Origin of the sequence: Mesorhizobium liriopis (assembly GCF_024053505.1) — a bacterium.
Lineage (GTDB): Bacteria > Pseudomonadota > Alphaproteobacteria > Rhizobiales > Rhizobiaceae > Mesorhizobium_B > Mesorhizobium_B liriopis.
The window spans coordinates 1-23809 of record NZ_JAMXQS010000005.1 but is presented as its reverse complement, the minus strand read 5'-3'; the positions used below and the strand labels follow the sequence as shown (position 1 = coordinate 23809).

Below are 23809 nucleotides of genomic sequence, written 5' to 3'. Positions count from 1 at the left end.
CAAGAAGTGCAGTCGCGGTGTATATCAATTAAGTCTCAGCGATCTGCGACTTGTCTTATGTCGCAAGGTTGACCTAAGGGGAGGCTGTTTCCGCCATTTGCCGGGATGTGGGGTCCGAACGGCAGGTTGGTGTGGAGGGGGTAAGCGATGGGTTTCTTGAAAGCGGCTGCCGCTCTGACGGCGGCCAGTGTGCTTGTGGCTGGGTGCCAGACGGGGCAACAGTTGGCAACGCCGCCGGCCAAGCTGGAATCGATGACGCGCACGACCAAGCGCATCGAGGACGTGCCGCCGCCTGCGCAGGCTGTCGATGTCGCCGTTTATGATTTCCCCGATCTGACTGGTCAGGCAAAGCCGAACGAGAGCTTTGCGGAATACAGTCGCGCGGTGACGCAGGGCGGGGCCAACATCCTCGTCGATGTTCTGAAGTCGGCAGGGCAGGGACGTTGGTTTCGTGTTGTCGAGCGCTCGGGCTTGAAGAACCTCGTGCAGGAGCGGACCCTGATCGAAAACACCCAGCGCGCCTATGGCGGCAGCGCCGGCGGTGCATTGCCTCCAGTACGATTCGCAGGCTTGATCCTCGAAGGGGGCATCGTCGGCTACGATTCCAACGAGCGGACCGGCGGTGCGGGTGCCAAGTATCTGGGCATCGGCGGGGATGTGAGCTACCGCTCCGATTTGGTCACAGTGGCCCTGCGCGCGGTGAGCGTACAGAACGGCGAAATCCTTGTCTCGACGACGACCTCCAAACAGATCTATTCATTCATGGCACGAGGTGGCGCCTACAAGTTTGCAGCGCCTGCCGAGCTTCTCGAAATCGAACTCGGGACTTCCTACAACGATCCCGGCCATCTTGCGGTGCGTGAAGCGATCGAACTCGCCGTCTATTCGCTCATCATGGAGGGTGTGAAGAAGGGGCTGTGGAAGCTTGAGGACCCCGCGCGGGGCATGGCTCTCGTCAGCGAGTTCGGTAAGACCTACCAGCGCGCGCTGCCTCGCTCTCAACCTGGAAAGCCGCAAAGTTAGTCGATGCCTTCACCGGCTAGGCTGAAACGCTAATTTTAGGCTGAGCGGCAGTAGGAAGTTCTGCTGTGTGGCTGGATTGTTGAATCAATCCAGATGGCAGGAGTTTTCGTGCTTTTAGATTTGAGTGATCTGCAAAATCTGTGCGCTTCGATTCGCTAAAGGAGTCGATTTATTCGTTTCGTGCCAAGTCGCATATTGAATGGATGATTACCATCATCCAAATGGCTGAAATCTACACGGCCTGAATTCACAAAATCCGTGCTCGCCGATCTCTGGATTTTGACGATCGACCTGATTTCTCAACAGCAGTTTACCAATTAAGAATTCGGTAACTTATTTCCCTTGCGTCATTCAATCTGCCGATGATAGTTGCTGAGTTGTTAACGCGCTGACGGGGTGTCGGCGTGGGGGTGGCAGGGCAAGGGGTTGCTCTGCTTTTTGAAAGTTTGAGGGAGAGACTCATGCTACGTTCCAGCTTGCTGGCTGGCGTCGCACTGGTGACGCTTGCCGGGGCGGCTCATGCTGCCGGCAATACAGGCTTCATTGGACAGCGCGACAACAGCAACTATGCCTATCTTGGCCAGGTCGGCTCTAACGAAGGCTTCATCTATCAGTACGGCACGGCCAACGTCTTCGCGCCTCTGACTTCCAATGGCGCCGCCGCTGCAGCGCAGAATGGTTCCAACACGCTCGGCGTGATGCAGCGTGGCAGCTACAACTTCGTCGGCGACCAGTTCCTGCAGCTTGGTCACAACACGGCCGGCATCGCACAGTTCGGCGAGCGCAACGCAGTCAACAAGTTCCTGCAGTCGGGCGACAACAATCGCGGCACGATCTTCCAGGGCGGTTACCAGAACTTCGGACAGAACGAGCAGCAGACGGCACCGGGCGCCAAGGGCCACGACGCAGGCATCATTCAGCTCAATCCGTTCGACACGGTCGGCAACTTCGCTTTCAACACCCAGACGGGCGGCGATGCGAACTTCTCCGGCATCATGCAGGGCGGCAGCAAGAACGTTGCCGTAGTCGGTCAAACGAACTCGAACGACTCGCGCGCCAACATCACGCAGGTCGGCCTGAACAACGGCGCAGACAGCACGCAGGATAACTCGAAGGACGCTCGCTCGGATGTGCTGCAGCTTGGCCGCGACAATGTCGCTGCCAGTGGTCAGACCAAGGTTGCTTCCGCAAAGACCGGCACGTTGCAGGTCGGCAATGGCAACGAAGCCTACAGCACTCAGGCCAATCTGAAGAATTCCGGCGCCTCGATCACGCAGTTCGGTGCCGGCAATCTCGCGGTGAACGCGCAGGACGCTGGCATCTCCGGCGAGGTGGCAAGCAACCTTTCCTCGACGATCGTTCAAGGCGGCATCCACAATACGGCGGTGAACACTCAGTCGGGCGGCAAGAACGGTGGCGCGGGCAACACCGCCAGCACGCTGCAGCTTGGCTCGGACAACCAAGCCTACAACAGCCAGACCGGTGGCTTCCACAACAACGGCTACAACCTCAACCAGTCGGCCAGCGTGCTTCAGCTGGGTGAAGGCAATCTTGCCGTCAACTCGCAGGACGATGGGCAGCTGTCGGAAGCCAACATCGTTCAGGGCGGCGAGGACAACAAGGCGTTCAACCTGGCTGAAGGCGGCACGAGCCACGTCTCGAACATCGCGCAGTTCGGCTCGAACAACACCGGCACGAATATGCGTCGTCAAGGCGGAAGTGCGGGCAATGGCAACGAGGCCGGCATCCTGCAGGTCGGTGCAGACAATACTGCAACCAACTCGCAGATGGACTATCAGGGTTCGACCGGTTTCGCTGGCCATGAAGCCAATATCGTTCAGGGTGGCGTCGGCAACACCGGCTTCAACCTTCAGAGCGAAGGCACTTCGAACACCGCCGACATTCTTCAGCTCGGCGCCGGCAACAAGGGCACGAACATCCAGATTGCAGACGGTTCGAACAACGCAGCCGGCATCGTCCAGCTCGGTTTCGGCAATGAGGGCTTCAACCTTCAGACGGGCGGCTCGGATAAGCAGGGCCGCATCGTTCAGGGCGGCGTGGACAACGTGGCGACCAACCTGCAGTCGGGCGGCACCAAGAACGCCGCTGACGTTCTGCAGCTCGGTGCCGACAACACGGCAACCAACAACCAGTCGGAAGGCACCTTCAACGAGGCCCGTATCGCACAGTTCGGTGCCGACAATGAGGGCGTGAACATCCAACTCGCCGGAAACGGCGCTGATGCATTGATCATCCAAGGTGGCGTCGACAACTACGGTCAGAACTCGCAGGATAGCGTGGGTGGTTCGGCCGATGCGACGATCGTCCAGTTCGGCGAAGACAATGGCGGCTGGAACACGCAGTCCAAGGGCAGCGACCTCTCGGCGTTGATCCTGCAGGGTGGTGTCGGCAATCTAGCCTTCAACAACCAACTCGGCGTGATCGACTCGGATGCGACCATCGCACAGTTCGGTGCAGGCAACCTCGCGGTCAACACACAGCAGGCGAAGAGCTCGGGCGTGACGGCTGGCGTGCTTCAGGCGGGCAGCCGGAACCAGGCGTTCAACACGCAGGGTGAGTTCCAGACTGTCAGCTATGAACTGAGCAAGGGCGGACAAGTGGCGGTTCTGCCAATCTTTGGTTCCACTACCTATGTCGAGTGGGGAGCAATCAAAGCAAGCGGTACCGATGCGGCACCTGCCACTGACTCAGTGGCTGCCGTTGCACAGTTCGGCAACGACAATTTTGCCAGCAACAGTCAGGTTGGGCAGGTCTTTATTCCAGAGAAGGTTAACTATTCCGGAGATGTGGCGCTGGTTACACGGCTCAACAGTGGTACGAAGCCTTTCTTGGGCATCCCCACGAAGAAAGGTACACCTGACCCAGTTGGTCAGACGCTTCTCAAGATCAATGGCAATGTTGCTGATCTGCCGAAGGGTACGCTGCCCGAACTACCTGCGCTAAGCCTGCCCACCACCGCCTCTGCCGCTGGCATCGTCCAGGCCGGCGACGGCAACTTCGCGACCAACTCGCAGCTGGTCGCAGTGGGCTCGCTCGCTGCAACCGTGCAGATCGGTGACGGCAATGCGTCGATCAACTCCCAGTCGGGCACGATCGGCGCAATTGCCGGCACGGTCCAGAACGGCAAGGGCAACGGCTCAGTGACCTCGCAGTCGCTGACGGCAGCCTCTGCTGCTGCTGTTCTGCAGAACGGTAACAAGAACTATGCTGAAACCACCCAGTCGGGCGGTGCGGCCAATCTTGCGGCCACGATCCAGAGCGGCAACGAAAACTTCGCCACCACGCAGCAAGTCGCGAGCCTCGGTTCGTCCTCGCTGATCGTGCAGGCTGCCGACAAGTCGGGCGCTCTCATCTCGCAAACCGGTGCGGGCCAGAACTCGACCGTCCTGCAGTCCGGCGAACTGAGCTACGCCTTGGTCAACCAGTCGGGTTCGTCCAACAACTCGCTGGTAATCCAAGACGGCGCAGGCGGCGTGGCGAACTACGCCTCGGTCACCCAGAGCAACAGCGGCCAGAACTCGGTCGTCTTCCAGCAGGGGCGCGGCAACGTCGCCATCGTCTCGCAGAAGTAAGCACCTAAGGGTGGGGCGTGTCGGATGGCGCGCCCCACTTTCCTCCCCGCTCAAGCGATCAGGATCGGCATCATGCCTTGGATTTCAAACATCCTCGCCAGCGCCATTGTCCTTGCCGCCCAGGCGGACGACGCTTCGATGAAGGAGCAAATCATTCCGGGTGAAAGCCTCGACAGCCGCATCTCGGCATGCGGCGTCCAGGTAGGCAGAAATGAGATCGCCGTACTTCGGCCCTTCATCGAAACGTCGGAACAACTTTCGGGGCACTTCAGCCTCGCAGTGAAGAAGCAGTCCGCCTCGGGCACAAGCGCTTCGGCCCAGTCGGGCGATTTCAACGGCGGAAAGCTGGGTGGAACGGTGGCGGTGGACCGTCCGGCCAAGCTTTCGGTTGAGATGACGGTGACGGCCACCGATGGCAAGCCGCTCTGCCGGCTCGCGAAGGAGATCGATCTCGGAGAGCCCGAGATCAGGACCTGACGCGGCGAGAATAGTAATTCGGCCCGGGCTGCTGGGGAGCGGCACCAGCTTCGGCGCCAAGGCGCTAGAGATTAAGGGGATGACGATGTCGAAGACCGGAAAGATAGCGCTGAAGAGCCTCGTTGCAGCCGCTTCGCTCAGCATCGGGCTCGCACTTGTTCCGGCATCAGCCGAGGATATTCTGGTCCGCAATTCCGATAATGCCACGGCTGAGGTTTCGGCGCTGATGCAACCGATCATGCCTTTCGTGAACGGAGAGGCGCAGACCACCACCAACATCGCCCAGATCGGCGAGAACAACACCGCGAACTCTTCCGTGAAGGGAACAAGCAGCCTGTCGCTGATCCAGCAGTCCGGCTTGAACAACCGCGCGGTACAGGCGATCGAGGGCGCGAACTCGGCGCTGCTTCTCGTGCAGGGCGGGACCAACAACAACGTGCTCCAAGCGAGCAAGGGCAATCGCAACTTCCAGATGGTCGGTGTGTCGGGCAACGACAACAACGTCGCCTATCTGCAGGCGGGCAACGATCTCGCCGGCGCACTCGACGTGCGCGACTCGCAGAACTCGAACGTTCTCGCGATCCAGACTCCACAATCGGGTCGCTACCTGATGCCGACCGGCTTGCGCGGGCTTCAGAACACCACCGTGGTCATCGTGCCGGGCCGCATGTATGTGATCCCGAAGTAACCTTACGGCAGGGAAGTGACCGGCTGCGCTTGCGGAGCACGCGCGTTCGGCTATCGTGATTTGGAAATTGGGAGTGAAACAATGCGTCGTTTGATGATGGGCCTGGTTCTCGCTGGCACCATGGCGGGTGCGGGAAGCGCAGTGGCTTCGGAGCTCGTTTATCGCCCGGTCAATCCATCGCTCGGCGGCGATCCGCTCAATGGAAACTGGCTGCTTTCGCAGGCGACGGCACAAGCCGACGATTCCAGCAGTTCGCCCGGTTTTTCGATCGACTTTCCGGACTTTGGTGGCGTCACGCAACCGACGCCGACGCCGACCCCCCAGCCAACCGTGCCGGGGACTCCAACGACGACAGGTAATTAATAAAAATGGCCGGGCTCGAACCGGCCATTTTTTTTGTCGTCGTCCGTCTAATGCTGGACGATCATCGCAACATTGCCGCGCCCCTGTTGTGCGACCATTGCGGCGTGACCTATGCCGAATTGCTGAATCGAAGCGGTGTTCGAAGCGCCGATCTGCCGAATCAGGCCGACATTGCCGGACCCTGACTGCATGATCGATGAAGCGTTGAACTCCCCGACTTGATCGACCAGCCCAAGATTGCCACTGCTCGGTGTGAGGGCGCGGAGGCTGGAGGTCACTTCGAAGGCAGGCTTCATGATATCCTGTGTCGAAATCACCGATCTACTGAAGCTTGAGGTATCAATCTGGGAAATATATGCTGAAGAGAAATCTTCCGCATGGGCGGAGTGAATGCCTAACAGCAGAGTCGATGCGAATGCGACCAGAGATGTATTTTTCATTGGGCCTCCTGTTGGAGGTGTTCTAGCAATAATATCGAAATTATCGGCTAAATTGCTTGGTTTCGACTCGATTTCCTCAAACTGTAAAATTTGAAGTTCGCGAGCAATAAATCGATGCACTTAGGGTCCCGCAGGTTCGCAGCGCAGCGGATAGCGATCGAACTGCTTCGATCCGCGCGTCTCACTGGTAGTGCCTTATGCGGGCTAGGCCCATCTTCGCGATGAACAGCCACCGTCGTTCAATCACGGTATATTCTCCTTGAATATGACTTGGAGCCGGGGCGGGTGGCCGTCATAGGGCAGGCCGCGAATGTCGTGAATGAGGATGTTGAGTGCCTCCCGGGCTTCGACGCGGGGGTTCTGGTCGATGACGGCATCGAGCGTGCCATCAAGCAGAAGCGCCTTGGTGCTGTCGGTCAGGTCGTGCGCAACGAAGACCACCTCCTGCTGGCGATTGCGTTCGCGAAGGGCGCGCGCGATGCCGCTGTTGCCGGCGCCGACATTGTAGATGGCGGCGAGATCCGGATGGCGGTCGAGAAGCGCACAGGCTTCCGCGTAGGCCTTTTCGCGGTCGTCCAGCATCTCGCGCATTTCGACGATGCGCAGGCCTTGCGCTTCCTCGTTGAGAATGTGGCGGAAGCCCATTTCGCGCTCCTCATGGCCGCGATAGGCAAGCGAGCCGGCAAACAGCGCGACCTTGCCGGGGCGGGTTCGGACGAAGCGGTCGACGAGATAGCCAGCGAGGCGGCCGGCCGCGCGGTTGTCGATGCCGACATAGGCTGCGCGTGGGACGTTCAGGATATCGGAGGCGATGGTGACGACCTTGACGCCGCTTGCCGAAAGCGCGCGGATGGCTTCGCGCACCACGGGGTGGTCGAGCGCGATGACGCCCACGCCCTGGGTCTTGCCTTTGAGGTCCTGCAGGGTTCGCGCGAGTGCTGCGGGGTCGAAGCCTTCGATGGCTTCGACGTGAACCTCGACCCCTTCGCGCTGTGCGCCCTGTTCTTCCAGTTCAGCCCGAAGGGTCTGCATGAAGATATTGGTGCCTGCAGGCAGGGCGAAGTCGAGCCTGATGGTTTCAGTCGGCATGGAGGTTGGGCGGACCGAACCCGGTGTTTCATCGGCGATGTAGCCGAGACGCTGGGCGGTTTCGATCACGACTTCCCGCGTGCGGCTGCGCACGCCCGATCGGTTGTTAAGTACCCGATCGACGGTTGCGGCCGACACGCCAGCTTCCCGGGCAACGTCTGTCAGTGTTGCGCGCACAATCCTCTCACCCCACCTGCTCATTGAAACCTTTGCGATCCCGGTCTCGCCCTCGAATCGCAAGGCCAATGCCGTTCTGATGTAAACTGATGGCTTGCATAATGCGGGTGATGCAAGCTCGTCGACAATCAAAAGCTGCAAAGACAAGAGTTTTGAACATCTGAGCGCGTTGAAAGGCGGAGATCTGCCGCCCTTCGAGGCAACGATGGAAGCCAAAACATGGCCCATTCTGACTGTTAATGATGCAATATGATATTTATTGATGTTGACATCATCGGCGATGTGTCATCATTATCCCTCCGAGAGCGGTTGAGGAGCCGTTCTTGAGGGAGGAAATCGATGTCGGACTTAATCCGCTTGTCGCGGCGCCAATTGCTGGCGTCGGGGGGGAACGCGGCTGCGCTGACGGCAGCCATTGGAATTGCACCCAGCTTCATCCGCCCCGGCCGTGCTTTCGCCGCCGATGCGCTGGCGCCCGGCATGGTCGGCGGGCCGACCGGTTTCAATGGAGCCGAGCGCTATCAATACGGTCCCGACACGCCCGAGGGGCGCGCGGTCGAGGCCGCAAAGGCGTTGAAGGCGTCGGGTGCCGACCGCATCGTGCTCGGCCTGTCCGACGGCTCGATCGGCCAGCTCACCCAGCCTTTCCCGGCTGGCGCACCTTCGATCAAGGACCTTTGGGAAAAGGAAACCGGCATCACGCTCGACATCGTCGGCGTTCCCAACGGCCAAGAATTCACCAAGACGATGCAGGACATCTCCACCAAGGGTGGGGCCTATGACATCTATGCGGTCGAATGGAATCGCCTGGGCGATCTCGCCGAAACCGGCGGCATCCTGAAGCTCGACGACTTCGTGGCCAAGCACAAGCCCGAATGGGATGCACCCGAGACCGGCTATGTCAATGGTGTGAAGGGCGTATCGCTGCTCAACCAATATCGCGGCTCGACCTATGGCGTGTCCCTCGATGGCGACTTCCAGACCTGGGTCTATCGCACTGACCTGTTCAACGACGAGGCCGAGAAGACGGCCTTCAAGGGCAAATACGGCTACGATCTGGCGCCGCCGAAGACATGGAAGCAGCTCGACGAGGTCTCGGCTTTCTTCCACCGACCCGACAAAGGGCTCCTCGGCTCCACCGATATCCGCAACCAAGGCTGGGGTTACACCAACTGGTACCAGCGCTTCGTTTCGATGGGCAATCCGAACCAGTTCCTGTTCGGCGATGACGGCAGCCCGCTTATCAATTCCGAAGCCGGCATCAATGCCACGAAGGAATACGTCGACTCGCTCGCCTACAAGTCGCCCGATGCGATCTCATGGGGCTGGCCCGAACAGTACGGTAACTTCGCGAAGGGCGGGGCGGCGCTCACCTGCGCGTTCTCCAACCTGCCGAAGTTCCTCGACAATGCCGGCAACAAGGACAGCCAGGTCACCGGCAAGATCGGTTCGATGCTGCCACCGGGCCGCGAGGTCGACGGCAAGCTGATCAGCCGCTCGGTCTTGTGGCTCAACCTGTCGGCCTCCGTCTCCTCGCAGGCCAAGAATCCCGAACTCTGCTACGTCTTCCTGCAGTGGCTGGGTTCGGCGCGCATCTATGCCTGGATGACCGCCAATCCCGGCGGCTATTTCGACCCGTTCCGCTTGTCGGATTTCGCCGACCCGCTGGTGCGCGAAACCTACCATGCCTACCACATGGACGTGGTGCGCGAGACGGTGGCCCGCACGGTGCCGAGCATCAACTATCCAGGAGCCACGGCCTTCCACAATGCGCTCGACGAAAACCTCGTCGCGGCGCTCACCAAGGCGAAAACGCCCGAAGAGGCGATGGCCGACGTCGAAACGCAGTGGAAGCGCATCGTGAGGCGAACGGGCGAGGAAAAGATCCTCGATGCCATCAAGAGCAACAAGGAAGCCTGGCCCACGGTCACCGACGCGATCGGTTGATCTCATGCCACAGCGGAGCGGCGCACCTTTGAGCGTGACGCTCCGGTTGCAGGCTGGGCGAGCATGCCTCTCCAGCCTCCGTCACTCCAGCAAAGCTGCCAGATGAAACGGTCCGTTCCCTTCGAGCTTTTCCGCTATGCCGCCATCTTACTGGCGCTGGCGATCACGCTCGTTCCGATCCTTTGGATGGTGTCGATGGCGTTCAAGCCGATCGGCGAATGGTCGGCCACCGGCGCCGAGCTGACATGGTGGCCCAAGGAGCCGACGCTCAACAATTTCCGCTTCATCTTCGGCGAATCCACCTCGAACCTTATCGTGGCGCTCGACCGCACGGCGCTCAAACCGATCCTGTCCTCGCTTCTGTCGGCGGTGTTCGGCACCGCCATCGCCATGGGGGCGGGGACGGCGGCCGCTTACGGCCTGTCACGCTTCGGCTCGGGCCAGAACCTGCCGCTGGCACTGATCCAGCTGCGCCTCTTTCCCCCGATGGCCGTGATGATCCCCGTGATGATCATGTGGGCTTTTCTCGGACTGATCGACACCTGGTGGGGCTTGGCGCTGATCTACGGCATCGTCACGCTGCCCTTCGCCTTCTGGCTGATGAAGACCTTTTTCGACGACATGCCGCGCGAGATCGAGGAAGCGGCATTGGTCGAAGGCTGCTCGCGCTGGCGCGTCTTCACCCGTATCACGCTGCCCATGATGCGCGCGCCGCTGGCGAGTGCGGCGCTCTTCGTCTTCATCCTCAACTGGTCCGATTATCTGATCGCGCTTCTTCTCACCACACGCGAATGGGTGACGATCCCGGTTTACATGGCCTCGCTCTCGTCCTCGATGACGGGTCAGCTTTACGGCGCGAAGGCAGCGCTCGGCCTGATTGCGGCCGTGCCGCCCGTGATCATGGGCATCGCCATCCAGCGTCACCTCGTGCGCGGGCTGACCTTCGGAGCGCTGAAGCAATGACGATGGCAACGCTTCCCTCCACGCTTGCGCCCGCGGTTCCCGCCGATAAGCCCGAGAACGAAAGCGCGCGCCTCGGTTTCAGGCTGACGCTGCCCGCGCAGATCCTCGTGCTGTTCATCGCCGTGTTTCCGCTTCTGATGCAGCTCTATATCAGTCTCTCCGACTGGGCGCCGCTTTCGGGTGTCGAGTGGTGGAATGCGTGGGAGCTCTGGAATTCCTTCGCGAATTATTCCGACCTTGCCGCCGACACCCGCTTCTGGAGCGCGCTTTGGTGCACCGCGCTCGTGATGGTGATCTGCGTGCCCGCCGAATTCCTGCTGGGCCTCGCACTCGCGACCCTGTTCGCCGACGACTTTCCCGGCAAGCGCGTCTTCTACTCCATCCTTCTCATGCCCATGATGGTGGTGCCGGCGGTGGCGGGCTACATGTTCTTCATGCTGTTCCAGTCGGGCGGCCCGGTGAACGACATCCTGTCGGCCCTGACGGGGCGGACAGTCGCCATCGCCTGGCTGTCCGACCCGACGCTCGCCTTCATCGCGGTGGTCATCGCCGATATCTGGCAGTGGACACCCCTGATGTTCCTGATCCTGCTCGCCGGCCTCGTCGGCGTGCCGGACGACCAGATAAAGGCCGCGACCCTGCTGGGCGCCAATGCCTGGCAGCGCTTCACGACGATCGTCTTGCCCAAAATGAAGACGATCATCATCATCGCGCTCGCGATCCGCGTCATCGAGAACTTCAAGATTTTCGACACGCTCTTCATCATGACCGGCGGCGGACCCGGTGTCGCGACCGAGACGATCTCCGTCTATGTCTACAAGGTCACCACGCAGGACCTGATCTGGGGCTATGTCGCGGCCATCGCGCTGGCGATCCTGGTCGTCCTGTCGGTGGTCGCGGTGTTCGCCATGAAGCGCATGGCAAAGGCGCGGGAGCTGGCGGCATGAGCGCGATCCACCTCCAGAACCTCGTCAAGCGCTTCGGCCCCTTCACCGCGCTGAGAACCATGGACCTTCATATCGCCGATGGCGAGTTCATGGCGCTGCTCGGGCCCTCGGGCTGCGGCAAGAGCACCACCATGAACATGATCGCCGGCATGGAAGAGCCGAGCGAGGGTCAGATCCTGTTTGGCGACCGCGACATGGCCGGCGTGCCGATGGGCAGGCGCGGCGTCGGCTTCGTGTTCCAGAACTACGCGATCTTCACCCATATGACGGTGCGCGGGAACCTGTCCTATGGGCTTCGGATGCGCGGCGCGCCAAAAAGCGAGATCGACCGGCGCGTGGGCGCGGTCGCCGAACTCCTGCAGCTCACGCCGCTGCTCCACCGAAAAGCGAACCGGCTGTCGGTCAACATCCTGCAGCGCGTGGCGATAGGGCGGTCGGCCATCATGGAGCCGGCGATCTTCCTGCTCGATGAGCCGCTGTCGAATGTGGACGCGGCATTCCGCGCGGTGATGCGCACCGAACTCAAGCACCTCCAGCGCGAGTTCAAACAAACCATGGTCTATGTGACCCACGACCAGCTCGAAGCCATGACCATGGCCGACCGTATCGCAGTGATGGACCATGGCGTGCTCCAGCAGGTCGGCGCGCCGCTCGACGTCTACAACAATCCGGCGAACCTCTTCGTGGCCCGCTTCATCGGCGCGCCCGGCATGAATCTTTTGCCCGGCCGCCCGGCAGAAAGCGATGGCGGATTGGTGATCGATCTCGGCCCGCTCGGCATCTCGCCGCCGCTGCCCGAAGGGATCGCGGCTGTACTGCGCGGCTCGAACGGAGAGGTGTTCTACGGTTTCCGTCCGGAGCAGGTGACGCGCTCGGTAGACGGCCGCGGCCTCGCCATGCCTGTTTCTTTTGTCGAGCGCATCGGCGCGCGAACGATCGTTCATCTGGGCGAGGGCGAGCGGAGCGTGAAGGCGGTGTTCGAGAACGATGCGGGCGCCGTGGTCGGCGAAACGCTGGTGCTCGTGCCCGATGCGGCGTCGGTCCGCGTGTTCGACGCTGGCAGTGGCCGCGCGGTCATGGCGGAGGGGTGATCGGTGGCCGAGATCGCGTTCCGCAATGTCTCCAAACGCTATGGCGACACGCTCGCCGTGGACGATGCGAGCTTCACCGTCGAGGACAACGAGTTCTTCTGCTTCTTCGGTCCCCCGCTTTCGGGCAAGTCCACCATCATGCGGCTGATCCTCGGGCTGGAAACGCCCGATAGCGGCGAGGTGTTGATCGGCGGACGCGTCGTCAATGCGGTTTCGCCGGCCGCCCGCAATGTCGCGATGGTGTTCCAGAACCTCGCGCTCTTTCCGCACATGACGGCGCGCGAGAACGTCGCCTTTCCGCTCGTGGAGCGGAAGGTGCCTGCCACCCAGATCGAGCGGCGCCTGGCCGATGTCGCCGAGGCACTTCACATCACTCACATCCTGCACAAGTCACCCGCGCATCTGTCGGGCGGCGAGCGGCAGCGCGTGGCGATTGCGCGTGCGCTGGTCCGCGATCCGGCCGCCTATCTCATGGACGACCCGATCTCGGCGCTGGACGCACGCCTGCGCGAGGAAACCCGTGTCGAGCTCAAGCGCATCCAGCGCGAGCTCGGCAAGACGCTGATCTACGTGACGCACGATCAGGAAGAGGCGATGTCGGTCGCCGACCGGATGGCCATCTTGGAAGCGGGCGCCATTCGCCAGATCGGCGCGCCTGCTGAAATCTACGACCGCCCCGCCAGCACCTATGTCGCCCGCCTTCTGGGCTCGCCGGTGATGAACGTTCTGCGCTCGGTGCGTGGGAGCGGAGTGCTGGAAGCAGCAGAGGGCACGATCCGTTTGCCGGATACCGCAACACCGGCGGACGCCACCGAAATCGGCGTGCGGCCCGAAGACCTCAAGGTTGCGCCCTGGATGGATGGCTCAAGCGGCCGTCCGGCACGCGTCTTCGAGGTCGAGCCGCTCGGCGGCACAACGGTGGTGACATTGGCGGCTGGCGAAACACGGCTTCGCGCGCTCATGCGGGGCCAGCCGGCGATCGCGCCGGACGCGCTGGTTTCGCTCTCCTGCGATGCCAACAAGATCCACTTTTTCAGTCAGGGCGGAGGGGCGCTTCGATGAATGTCGCGGCGGTAATGAAGCGGGAGGGTCAGATGGCGGAGACAAGTTTCGAGCCGGATGTGACGGTTCGCACCAACGAATACCGGATCGGCGCCATCGGGGCCGGCATGATCATGGCCGAGTGCCATCTCGCGGCTTACAAGCAAGCCGGCTTCACGGTCGGCGCCATCGCTTCACGCACGCGTGCGAATGCGGAAAAGGTCGCCGAGCGCTGGGGGATCCCCACGGTTCACGGCACGCCCGAAGCACTGATCGCTGACCAAAGCATCGACATTATCGACCTGGCCTATCCGCCGGACCAGCAACCGGAGCTGATCCGAAAGGCGCTGAAGGCGCCCCATATCAAGGGCATCCTCGCGCAGAAGCCGCTGGCGCTTTCGCTCGAGGAAGCCATCAAGCTGCGCGACGAAGCCAAAGCCGCGGGCAAGGTGCTCTCGGTCAACCAGAACATGCGCTACGACCAGTCGATGCGCGTGCTGAGGCAGATCATCACCTCTGGTGCGCTCGGCGAGATCGTGTTCGCGCAGATCGACATGCATGCGATCCCGCACTGGCAGCCTTTCCTGCAGGACTATGACCGGCTGACGCTCTCCAACATGAGCGTGCACCATCTCGACGTGCTGCGCTTCCTGTTGGGCGAGCCCACAGAAATCACCACCCAGACGCGGCAGGACCCGCGCACCACATTTGCGCATTCGGACGGCATCACCGTTTCGACGCTTCGCTTTGCTTCCGGTGCGCTCGCCGTGTCGCTCGAGGATGTGTGGTCGGGTCCGCGCCAGGAAGGCTACAAGGACGACCAGCACATTCGCTGGCGCGTCGATGGCACGAAGGGCGTCGCCAAGGGCACGATCGGCTGGCCGACGGGGGAGGCCTCGACGCTTTCCTATGCCTCGACGGAAACCACCGGCGGGGAATGGGTCACGCCGACATGGGACACGATGTGGTTCCCGCACGCCTTTATCGGCGTGATGGAACAGCTCCAGCACGCCATCAAGACCGGCGAGCCTCCCGCACTATCGGTCGCCGACAATGTCGAGACCATGGCGCTGGTCGAAGCGGGATACCGCTCGATCGCGGAGGGGCGCACGGTCAAGCTTTCCGAAATCACCACGAACTGACTGACACTTAAGGGGAGGACACCACCCATGATGCAAGCCGGCATTTTCACGGGCTATTTTCCGTATGGCCTTGAGGAAACCGCGCAGAAGATCCGCGCGCTCAACTTCAACACCGTGCAGCTCGACCTCCACTTCAAGGATGTGGATCTTTCGGCCGGGCAGATCACGGCCGACAAGGCGAAGAAGGTGCGCGACGTGTTCCGCGATCACCACCTGCCGATCTGTGCCATCTCGGGCTACACCAACATCATCCACCCCGATAAGGCGGAGCGGGAGAAGCGCGTGGGTTATCTCAAGGAGATCATCCGCAACGCCCGCCATTTCGGCACGCCCTATGTGATCTCGGAAACCGGCACCTACAACACCGAGTCCGACTGGGTTCACCACGAAAAGAACAAGACGGAGGAAGGCTTCGAAGAGTGCCGCAAGGTGATCTCGGAGCTCTCGCAGGAAGCCTATGACCATGGCGCGGTGTTCCTGCTCGAGACCTATGTGAACAACGTCGTCGGCTCCGTCGAAGAAACGGTGAAGATGTTCGCGCAGGTCGATCATCCGGGCCTCGGCCTCCTGATGGACCCGACCAACTATTTCGAGACCCACAACATCGACCGGATGGACCAGATCCTCAATCAGGTCTTCGACACATTGTCCGACAAGATCAGAATCGCCCACGCCAAGGACGTGAAGCGTTCGGGCGACGACAAGTCGGAAAAGCATGCCGATATCGGTGATGCCGATGCCCTCGAAAGCCACACCTTCCGCGGTGTCGGCGAGATCGAGCTGCCGGCACCGGGCCTGGGTTCGCTCAACTACGACCTTTATCTGCAGCGGCTCGCCCAGAAGCACCCGAACATTCCGATGATCATCGAGCACCTGTCCGAGGACGACGTGCCGCGCGCCAAGAAGTTCCTCGACGGCAAGCTGCGCGAGAACGGTCTCTGAGAAAGCCAAAAGGGAGGAAAGGACGATGAAGACGGTTCTGAAACTGGCGGGCGCGGCACTGCTGGCGTGTGCGACCCTGAGCATGCCGGCCCATGCGCAGGAAGCCAAGAAGACCTTTTACCTGCTGTCGCATGGCGGGCCGTCCGATGCGTTCTGGCTCGACTGGAACGCGGGCGCCCAGCGCGCCTGCGAGCAGCTCAACGCCAACTGTCAAATCTCCTTCTCGGGCGGCGACATGGCGGCCCAGAAGGAGGCCTTCAACTCGGCGATCGCTGCCAAGCCGGACGGCATCGGCACGACCTCGGCCCAGCCCGGCCTTTGGAACGCCGAAGTAAAGGCGGCCAAGGATGCAGGCATCCCGGTCGTCTTCTTCAACACGGACGACCCTGCAACCGGCCGACAGGCCTATGTCGGCGCCGACCTGACGCAGGCCGGTGCAATCTGGGCCAAATATCTCGTGGACAACAAGCTGGTGAAGGAAGGCGACAAGGTCTTCCTGCCCGTCGAGGTTCCCGGCGCCAGCTACCAGCAACTCGAGACCTCCGGCATCGCGAGCGTCTTCGATCCGCTCAAGATCACCTATGACGTGGTGGATGCTGGCACCGATCCAGCCGGCATCATCGCCAAGATGAGCGACTACATGCTCGCCAACAATCCTCCGGCGATCATCGCGCTGGGCGACTCGGTGGCGGCTGCGGTCCGTCAGGTGTTCGACAATGCCGGCATCAAGCCGGGCACGATTCCCGTGGTCGGCTGGGGTAATTCCAAGGAAACGGCGGAGGCGGTGAAGGCAGGCTACTTCAACGCGGCCGCCTGGCAGTATCCGTCGGCGCAAGGTTTCATGCCGGTCGCGCTCCTCAACCTCGCCGCGTCCGGCGAGCCCATCGGCTATGACGTGCTGACCTTCAGTCTCTACGACAAGACCAGCGTCGAGCCGATCCTCAAGCTCTACAACAAGTGACCGGGTGGTGGCTGCCGGCCGTGATGGCACGGCAGTACCCGCTCAGGCGGATCATGCGATGACTGTTCTCATCCAACCTTTCGACAAACCTGCCAGCCGCTGGCGCGGTCTGGCGGGCTCGCCGCAAATCGCTTCGCTGGTGATCCTGGCGATCGTCCTTGTCGGCTTTTCGCTCGCCCGGCCGGCATTCCTGTCGCCGCTCAACATCTCCAACATGATGGCGTTTCTGCCCGAGCTCGGCATCATCGCGCTCGGCATGACGCTGCTTCTGACGGCAGGCGAGTTCGACCTTTCGGTCGGCGCGACCTTTGCGCTCGGGCCGGTCATCGTGATGCTTCTGGCGCAGAACGGCGTGGTCGATATCGGCACGGCCCTGGCGATCGGTCTCCTTGTCTGCATCGCGATCGGCGCGATCAACGGGCTGATCGTGACGAAGATCGGCATTTCGTCCTTTCTCGTCACGCTTTCCATGCTGATGATCGTGCGCGGCGTGGCGCTCTACATCACCCAGGGCTTTCCCTTGAAATCATGGGACCAACCGGGCGTGTTCGTGACGCTTCTCGCGGACTCCTTCGAGCTCGGGCCATGGCGGCTCTACACCTCGCTCTGGTGGTTCATCGCACTTACGGCGCTCGCGGCCTACATCCTGAACTTCTCCAAGCTTGGCAACTGGATCAGCGCCATCGGCTCGAACCGGAACGCGGCCGTCGCTCGCGGCGTGCCGGCCGATGCGGTCAAGATCGGGCTCTTCATCGTGACATCGGTGCTGGCAGGCCTCGCAGGCATGATCAGCGCCTTCCGCATTTCGGCCGCGTCACCAGTCGCGGGCACAGGCTACGAGCTCGAAGTGATCGCGATGGTGGTGGTGGGCGGCACGGCACTCACCGGCGGGCGCGGCACGATCCTTGGCACGATCGTCGGCGCCGTGATGCTGCGCGCCATCCGCAACGGCATCGTGCTGGTCGGCGTGCCGGGGCTCGCCTTCAACATCTTCGTGGGCGCGATCATCCTTGTGATGCTCATCCTGCACGCCTTCATCCAGAAGCGGAGTTTCCGGCGATGAGCGCGGGCGCGGAAATCCTGCGGCTCGACCGGGTCCGCAAGTCTTTCGGCAATGTCCACGCGCTCAAGAACGCGTCGATGGTCCTGCGCGAAGGCGAGGTGGTGGCGCTGCTCGGCGACAATGGCGCAGGCAAGTCGACCCTCATCAAGGCGATCTCCGGCGTGCATCCTTTCGATGGCGGGGAAATCCATGTGCGCGGGCAACGGGCCTCGATCCGCAATGCGCGCGACGCGATGGATCTCGGCATCGAGACCATCCATCAGGACACCTCGCTCGCGCCAGACCTGTCGATCGCGCGCAACCTCTTTCTCGGTCGCGAACCGGTGACGCTTCCCTGGCTCGGTGTGTTCGCGCCGCTCGATTTCACGGCACTGCGGCAGGCCGCGACGGTGCTTCTGAAGCGGGTCGGCATTTCCAAGAAGCTGGACGCCGATGTGCTGGTCAACACGCTGTCGGGCGGCGAGCGGCAGTCGATCGCGATCTCGCGCGCCATGCAGTTCGCGGCCAAGCTCATCATCCTCGACGAGCCGACCAACAATCTCGGCGTCGAGGAAACCCACGGCGTGCTACGCTTCGTGCGGGAAGTGCGTGCGGCGGGCCACGGTGTGCTCTTCATCACCCACAACATCCATCACGTGTTCCAGGTGGCGGACCGCGTGGTCGTCATGCGGCGCGGCGAGGTGGTGGCCGAGCGCAACGTCGTCGACACCGACCTGCTTTCGGTGGAGGCACTGATCATGGGCGTCGATGCGTCCACGCTCGCGAAGGATACGGCAGCACATTGAATGGCAGGCGCATCGAGATGACGGCTCCATGGTGAAGCTTTTCGGCCAGACACTTTCACGCCGCGAGGTCGCCGAACGTTCGGGCATGCTTTCGCAGTTCGCGGGCGTGCGGCTGATGGTGCTGGGCGATGGCGTCGAGCGCGGCATCCGGATGCTCGAATTCCGCACCGGCTCGGGCCTCCGCTTCACCGCGCTCATCGATCGCGCGCTCGACATCGCCGATTGCGAGTTCAAGGGTCAGGCGATCGGATGGCATTCGCCCTCCGGCTTCCGCCACCCCGGCCTGCACGAATATGAAGGCGAGAAGGGGCTTGCCTGGGCGCGGTCGTTCTCGGGCCTGCTCGTCACCTGCGGGCTCGACCACATCCTCGGACCCGGCGAAGTGCCGGCGGATGAATACAACTATCCAGGCAAGCCGAGCGTCACCCATTCGCTGCACGGCCGGATCAGCACGATACCGGCCCGCCTGACCGGCTATGGCGAAACCTGGAACGGCGACGAATGCGTGCTCTGGGCGGAAGGCACGGTCCAGCAATCGGCCGTGTTCGGCGAGGACCTGCATCTGGTGCGCCGCATCGAGGCTGATGTCGGTCGCAACACGATCCGCATCCGCGACCGGGTCGTCAATCACGGCTTCGCGCGGACGCCGCATATGTTCTTTTATCACGTCAATGTCGGCCATCCACTGCTCGACGAGGGTAGCCGCTATGTGGCGCCGATCAGGGATGTCGTCTGGGCCGCGCATGCGGGCGACGCGTATGAGCGGCAAGGGGTGGGCTACTGCACGCTTTCGGGGCCCAGGCTCGGTTTCCGCGAGCAGGTCTGGCAGCACGAAATGGCCGCGGACAGCGAAGGGCGGGTGCCTGTAGCCATCATCAACGATCAGCTCAGCCTCGGCTTTCAGGTGACGACGCGCAAGGATCAGCTTCCATGCGCATACGAGTGGCAGAACTTCCAGGCGGGCCAGTACGCACTCGGCATCGAACCCTCGACCCATCATGTTCTAGGCGACCTCGCCGCACGCGAACGGGGCGAGATGATCTGGCTCGAACATGGCGAGGCCCGCGCCTACGACACCGAGTTCAGGATTCTCGACGGTGCAGAGGAGATCGCCGAGGCGGGCGCCGCTATTGCCAGAATCGAGGCGCAGCCACAGGAGCCCTATCCAGAGCCCTCCGGAAAGTTCGCCGACCTCCGCCCATGATGATGTTTTTTGATGTTAAAAGAAGTTATTTGCGATATTTGTTGATGGGATTATGCGCATCGGCTATATGTCGGTCAACGATTGACTAAGGCGCTCTGGCGCCATCGGGAGGCGAGGATGAGCATCGCTGAAGGCCAAAGGGCCAAAACAGTTCGGGACTACAGCCTAGTCGGCGTCAGCGCGCGCGAGGCCGTGGAAAGCGGCTTGGCAGCTGCCGAGTGGTATCACACCGACATCGCGCGCAAGGAAATGAAGGCGCTGATGCAGCGCTCGGATGGTCCGGCCATACGCGATACGGCAATCTGGCTCGGCGTCCTGCTTTTGTCTGCAGCCGGTGCTATCTACTTCTGGGGCAGCTGGTGGTCTGTGCCGTTCTTTCTCGTCTACGGCGTCTTCTACGCTTCGGCATCCGACTCCCGCTGGCATGAATGCGGACACGGCACCGCCTTCAAGACGCGCTGGATGAACGATGTTGTCTACCAGATCGCGTCCTTCATGCTGATGCGCAATCCGGTGACGTGGCGCTGGAGCCATGCGCGCCATCACACGGATACGATCATCGTCGGCCGCGACGCCGAGATCGCCGTGATGCGTCCGCCGGACCTGCTCAAGGCCGCACTGATGTTCACCGGCCTGCTCGATTTTCGCTATTCGCTGCCGGGTCTCTTCCGTCAGGCTTTTACCGGGCTGAATGCGGAAGAAAAAACCTACGTGCCGGAAATGGAGTTCAACAAGGCCGTCATAGCCGCGCGCTGCCACGTGGCGATCTACCTCGCGACGATCGCCGTGGCGCTCGCGACATGGTCGTTCCTGCCGCTCATGCTGATTGGCCTGCCGCGCCTCTACGGCAGCTGGCACATGGTGCTGACCGGCCTGCTCCAGCATATCGGCTTGGCGGACAATGTGACGGATCACCGGCTCAACACACGCACCGTCTACATGAACCCAATCAGCCGGTTCATCTATTGGAACATGAACTACCATGTGGAGCATCACATGTTCCCGATGGTGCCCTATCATGCGCTGCCCAGGCTGCACGCGATGATCAAGCACGACCTGCCTGAGCCCAACCCTTCGATGTGGCATGCCTACCGCGAAGTCTGGCCGGTGCTGCTCAAGCAGTTGCGCTACGAGGATCATTACCTCCGCCGCGAGCTGCCTTTGACGGCGAGGCCTTATCGCGGCGAGTTCCACGATTTCGAACTGGCTGCCGCAGCAGAATAAACCGGCCGGCTTTCGTGCGGCGGCAACCCGCCCCCGCACACCATCTGAGAAAATTGTCTGGGAGGACTTCCATGGCCGGCTGGATCGAAGCCTGCGGGGCTGACGATGTGGACGAGGAGGATGTGATCCGCTTCGACCACGAAGGCCGCACCTTTGCCATCTATCGCTCGCCCGATGACGAGTATTTCGCGACCGACGGGCTTTGCACGCATGAGAAGATCCATCTGGCCGATGGATTGGTGATGGATGACATCATCGAATGCCCCAAGCACAATGGGCGCTTCAACTACAAGACGGGGGCTGCCAAGGGCGCGCCGGTCTGCGTCAACCTCAAGACCTATCCGGTCAAGGTCGAGGGCGGTCGCGTCATGATCGACGTCGGCTGAAGGGGCGGGGGCGTTGAGCGAGGGGAGGGGAATGGTGATCGTGGGTGCCGGCGAATGCGGCATCCGTGCAGCCTTGAGCCTGCGCGAGCGTGGTCACGAGGGCTCCGTCACGCTGATCGGCGCCGAGACGCACCTCCCTTACGAGCGCCCGCCGTTATCGAAGGACGCCATCGCCGGCGCTGACGAGCCGGCACCGAAACTCATCGCTTCGCGCGAGATGCTCGAAGAGCGAAACATTGTGCTGATGAGCGGTGCCGAGGCAGTCGCGCTCGACCGGCAGGCGAAAAGCGTTGCGCTTTCCAACGGTGCGCACGTGCCTTACGAAAAGCTGCTGCTCGCCACCGGTGCCGCGCCGCGTCGGCTGCCCCTCGCCGAAGGTATCGAGGCCTGCGTTTATCTGCGGACCTTCGATGACGCGCTGGCGATCCGCGCCCATCTCAAGCGCGGCATACGCGTGGCCGTCATCGGCGGCGGCTTCATCGGGCTCGAACTGGCAGCGTCGGCTCGCCGTCTGGGCTGCCCTGTCACCGTCGTGGAGTCGCTGCCGCGCATCCTCGCGCGCGCCGTGCCGGCGGAAATTGCTGAAGCCGTGCATGCCCAGCATGTGAGGCACGCCGTCGAAATCCGCACCGGCAGCAGCATCGCGACGATTGAGCATGGCCCTGACGGCGTGCGGATCGGTCTCGCGGACGGCACAACAGTCGAGGCTGATCTTTGCGTGATCGGCATCGGTGCCGTGCCCAACATGTCACTCGCCGAACAGGCTGCGCTCGCGATCGAAAACGGCATCGCGGTGGATGCCGAGCTGCGCACAAGCGATCCCGATATCTTTGCGGCGGGCGACTGCTGCTCCTTCGTGCTCGATCTCTACGGCGGCCGGCGCGTCCGGCTCGAAGCCTGGCGCAATGCGCAAGAACAAGGCACATTGGCCGCTGGGAACATGCTCGGCGGCCATGAGGGGCACACAGCCGTGCCGTGGTTCTGGTCGGACCAGTACGAGCTTGGCCTGCAGATCGCAGGCCTTTCCGACGAGGGGAGCCAGACCGTGCGACGCGACACTGGCGAGGGGGCCTTCATCCTGTTTCATCTGGCAGTCGATGGGCGGCTCGTGGCAGCTTCCGGTATCGGTCCGGGTAACGCGGTCGCGCGCGACATCAGGCTTGCCGAAATGCTGATCGCCAAGCGCGCCTGTCCGCCGCCTGAGCGGCTGGCCGCGCCGGATACAAAACTCAAGGCGCTGTTGGCGGCTTGAGCGCAATTCGAGGGGAGGAAAACACATGAGCCGTCAACGGCCAACCATTGCTGACCTGCGCGCGATCAAAGGCAAGAAGCAGCTGACCATGTTGCGCGTCATGACGCTGGAGGAGGCGGAAGCCGCCGAGCGCGCCGGGATCGACATCGTTTCCATCCCGCCGGACCTCCTGCTCGACCCGCAATATCGCGACGCCGCACCCAGCCTTTTCTCCATGCCGGGCGAGAACTTCTTCGAGATCGGCACGGCCGACGATTTCGTGCGCTGGGCGTTCCGCATGCTGAAAGCCAGTGCCGACGCGGTTTATTGCAGCGCGAGTGTCGCGACCATCAAGCGGATGGCGGACGAATCCGTGCCCGTTATCGGCCATGTCGGCTTGATCCCCTCGCGTCGCACATGGACGGGCGGCTGGAAGGCCGTCGGCAAGACGGCGGAGAGTGCGGTGGAAATCCTGCAGGCCGTGCGCCAGCTTGAAGCCGCCGGGGCCTTCGGCGCCGAGATCGAGGTCGTGCCCGTCGAGGTCGCGGAAGCCATCTCCCAGCGCACTTCGCTCTTCATGCTCTCGATGGGAGCGGGCACGGGCTGCGATGCCCAGTATCTCTTTGCCGAGGACATCTTAGGCACCAATCGCGGACACATGCCGCGCCATTCCAAGGTCTACCGCAACTTCGCGGCCGAATATGACCGGCTCCAGCAGGAGCGCGTCGCCGCCTTTTCCGAATTCGTCGCCGACGTGAACACGAAAGCCTATCCGGAAGACAAGCACATCGTGCGGATGGCGCCAGAGGAGCTGAAGAAGTTCCAGGCCCAACTCGACGCGAACTGATCCTCCGTCCCAGCCATTTCCCACATATCGATGTTTCGAGCACAGTCATGACAGCACCTTTTTTCACCGACCTCTCTCCCATCCGGTATGAGGGTCCAGACAGCGTCAATCCTTTGGCTTACCGCTTCTACAACAAGGACGAGGTGGTGTTGGGCAAGCGGATGGAGGACCACTTGCGCTTTGCG

At 62.0% G+C, this 23809-nt stretch carries 22 protein-coding genes and 1 pseudogene; 21 read left to right on the top strand and 2 right to left on the bottom strand.

Translation table 11 applies throughout. The features are described from left to right. Positions 1-147: 147 nt before the first annotated feature. The 5 genes from NGM99_RS10090 to NGM99_RS10070 all read left to right on the top strand — a co-directional run bounded on the left by NGM99_RS10090 (position 148) and on the right by NGM99_RS10070 (position 6144). A complete protein-coding gene (locus tag NGM99_RS10090; RefSeq protein WP_252818531.1) occupies positions 148-1023 on the top strand; it encodes a CsgG/HfaB family protein in 876 nt (291 codons plus the stop codon). A 461-nt stretch (positions 1024-1484) separates the two neighbouring features. Continuing rightward, the gene (locus tag NGM99_RS10085) at positions 1485-4616 is read left to right on the top strand and encodes a beta strand repeat-containing protein (protein WP_252818529.1); all 3132 of its coding nucleotides are present in this window, start codon (positions 1485-1487) and stop codon (positions 4614-4616) included. A gap of 72 nt (positions 4617-4688) precedes the next feature. Beyond that, positions 4689-5093 (top strand): curli-like amyloid fiber formation chaperone CsgH, encoded by a 405-nt coding sequence (gene csgH / locus NGM99_RS10080; protein ID WP_252818527.1) that lies wholly within the window; start codon positions 4689-4691, stop codon positions 5091-5093. Between the two features lie 85 nt (positions 5094-5178). Continuing rightward, positions 5179-5781 (top strand): hypothetical protein, encoded by a 603-nt coding sequence (locus tag NGM99_RS10075; protein WP_252818526.1) that lies wholly within the window; start codon positions 5179-5181, stop codon positions 5779-5781. 81 nt (positions 5782-5862) lie between these two features. After that, the gene (locus NGM99_RS10070) at positions 5863-6144 is read left to right on the top strand and encodes a curli assembly protein CsgF (protein ID WP_252818524.1); all 282 of its coding nucleotides are present in this window, start codon (positions 5863-5865) and stop codon (positions 6142-6144) included. A 47-nt stretch (positions 6145-6191) separates the two neighbouring features. Here NGM99_RS10070 and NGM99_RS21745 read toward each other — a convergent pair whose 3' ends face one another. Both NGM99_RS21745 and NGM99_RS10060 read right to left on the bottom strand, forming a co-directional pair. Then, on the bottom strand, positions 6192-6704 hold the full coding sequence (locus NGM99_RS21745) for a hypothetical protein (RefSeq protein WP_252818522.1): 513 nt from the start codon (positions 6702-6704) through the stop codon (positions 6192-6194). A 123-nt stretch (positions 6705-6827) separates the two neighbouring features. Then, positions 6828-7850: a LacI family DNA-binding transcriptional regulator gene (locus NGM99_RS10060; protein WP_252818520.1), complete on the bottom strand. Its 1023-nt coding sequence runs from the start codon at positions 7848-7850 to the stop codon at positions 6828-6830. A 339-nt stretch (positions 7851-8189) separates the two neighbouring features. On the opposite strand from NGM99_RS10060, the gene NGM99_RS10055 reads away from it, so the two are divergent. The 16 genes and pseudogenes from NGM99_RS10055 to NGM99_RS09980 form a co-directional block, all read left to right on the top strand. Beyond that, positions 8190-9797: an extracellular solute-binding protein gene (locus NGM99_RS10055; RefSeq protein ID WP_252818519.1), complete on the top strand. Its 1608-nt coding sequence runs from the start codon at positions 8190-8192 to the stop codon at positions 9795-9797. A gap of 102 nt (positions 9798-9899) precedes the next feature. Next, positions 9900-10760 carry a carbohydrate ABC transporter permease gene (locus NGM99_RS10050; protein WP_252818517.1) on the top strand — a complete coding sequence of 287 codons (861 nt, stop codon included), beginning with the start codon at positions 9900-9902 and terminating at the stop codon, positions 10758-10760. Between the two features lie 2 nt (positions 10761-10762). Then, positions 10763-11707 (top strand): carbohydrate ABC transporter permease, encoded by a 945-nt coding sequence (locus NGM99_RS10045; RefSeq protein WP_252818515.1) that lies wholly within the window; start codon positions 10763-10765, stop codon positions 11705-11707. Then, the gene (locus NGM99_RS10040; RefSeq protein ID WP_252818514.1) at positions 11704-12798 is read left to right on the top strand and encodes an ABC transporter ATP-binding protein; all 1095 of its coding nucleotides are present in this window, start codon (positions 11704-11706) and stop codon (positions 12796-12798) included. The genes NGM99_RS10045 and NGM99_RS10040 overlap by 4 nt, the downstream gene beginning before the upstream one ends. Before the next feature lie 3 nt (positions 12799-12801). Further along, positions 12802-13860: an ABC transporter ATP-binding protein gene (locus NGM99_RS10035; RefSeq protein ID WP_252818512.1), complete on the top strand. Its 1059-nt coding sequence runs from the start codon at positions 12802-12804 to the stop codon at positions 13858-13860. Positions 13861-13892: 32 nt separating this feature from the next. Next, positions 13893-14981 carry a Gfo/Idh/MocA family protein gene (locus tag NGM99_RS10030; protein WP_252818511.1) on the top strand — a complete coding sequence of 363 codons (1089 nt, stop codon included), beginning with the start codon at positions 13893-13895 and terminating at the stop codon, positions 14979-14981. Positions 14982-15008: 27 nt separating this feature from the next. Next, a complete protein-coding gene (locus NGM99_RS10025; protein ID WP_252818510.1) occupies positions 15009-15923 on the top strand; it encodes a sugar phosphate isomerase/epimerase family protein in 915 nt (304 codons plus the stop codon). A 25-nt stretch (positions 15924-15948) separates the two neighbouring features. Beyond that, positions 15949-16884 (top strand): sugar ABC transporter substrate-binding protein, encoded by a 936-nt coding sequence (locus tag NGM99_RS10020; RefSeq protein WP_252818508.1) that lies wholly within the window; start codon positions 15949-15951, stop codon positions 16882-16884. A gap of 58 nt (positions 16885-16942) precedes the next feature. Further along, a complete protein-coding gene (locus NGM99_RS10015) occupies positions 16943-17947 on the top strand; it encodes an ABC transporter permease (RefSeq protein WP_252818506.1) in 1005 nt (334 codons plus the stop codon). Continuing rightward, positions 17944-18732: an ATP-binding cassette domain-containing protein gene (locus NGM99_RS10010; RefSeq protein ID WP_252818504.1), complete on the top strand. Its 789-nt coding sequence runs from the start codon at positions 17944-17946 to the stop codon at positions 18730-18732. Before NGM99_RS10015 ends, NGM99_RS10010 begins: the two co-directional genes overlap by 4 nt. A 28-nt stretch (positions 18733-18760) precedes the next feature. Beyond that, on the top strand, positions 18761-19936 hold the full coding sequence (locus tag NGM99_RS10005) for an aldose 1-epimerase family protein (protein ID WP_252818502.1): 1176 nt from the start codon (positions 18761-18763) through the stop codon (positions 19934-19936). Positions 19937-20053: 117 nt separating this feature from the next. After that, on the top strand, positions 20054-21160 hold the full coding sequence (locus NGM99_RS10000; protein ID WP_252818500.1) for a fatty acid desaturase family protein: 1107 nt from the start codon (positions 20054-20056) through the stop codon (positions 21158-21160). 71 nt (positions 21161-21231) lie between these two features. Continuing rightward, complete coding sequence (locus NGM99_RS09995; protein WP_252818499.1) at positions 21232-21546, top strand: MocE family 2Fe-2S type ferredoxin; 315 nt, start codon at positions 21232-21234, stop codon at positions 21544-21546. 31 nt (positions 21547-21577) lie between these two features. Further along, entirely contained in the window at positions 21578-22798 is a 1221-nt protein-coding gene (locus NGM99_RS09990; RefSeq protein ID WP_252819180.1) for an NAD(P)/FAD-dependent oxidoreductase, read from the top strand. Between the two features lie 25 nt (positions 22799-22823). Continuing rightward, positions 22824-23624, top strand: a complete 801-nt coding sequence (locus NGM99_RS09985) for a 3-methyl-2-oxobutanoate hydroxymethyltransferase (protein ID WP_252818497.1) — start codon at positions 22824-22826, stop codon at positions 23622-23624. A 47-nt stretch (positions 23625-23671) separates the two neighbouring features. Then, positions 23672-23809, top strand: a pseudogene (locus NGM99_RS09980) (xylose isomerase); the annotation flags it as partial.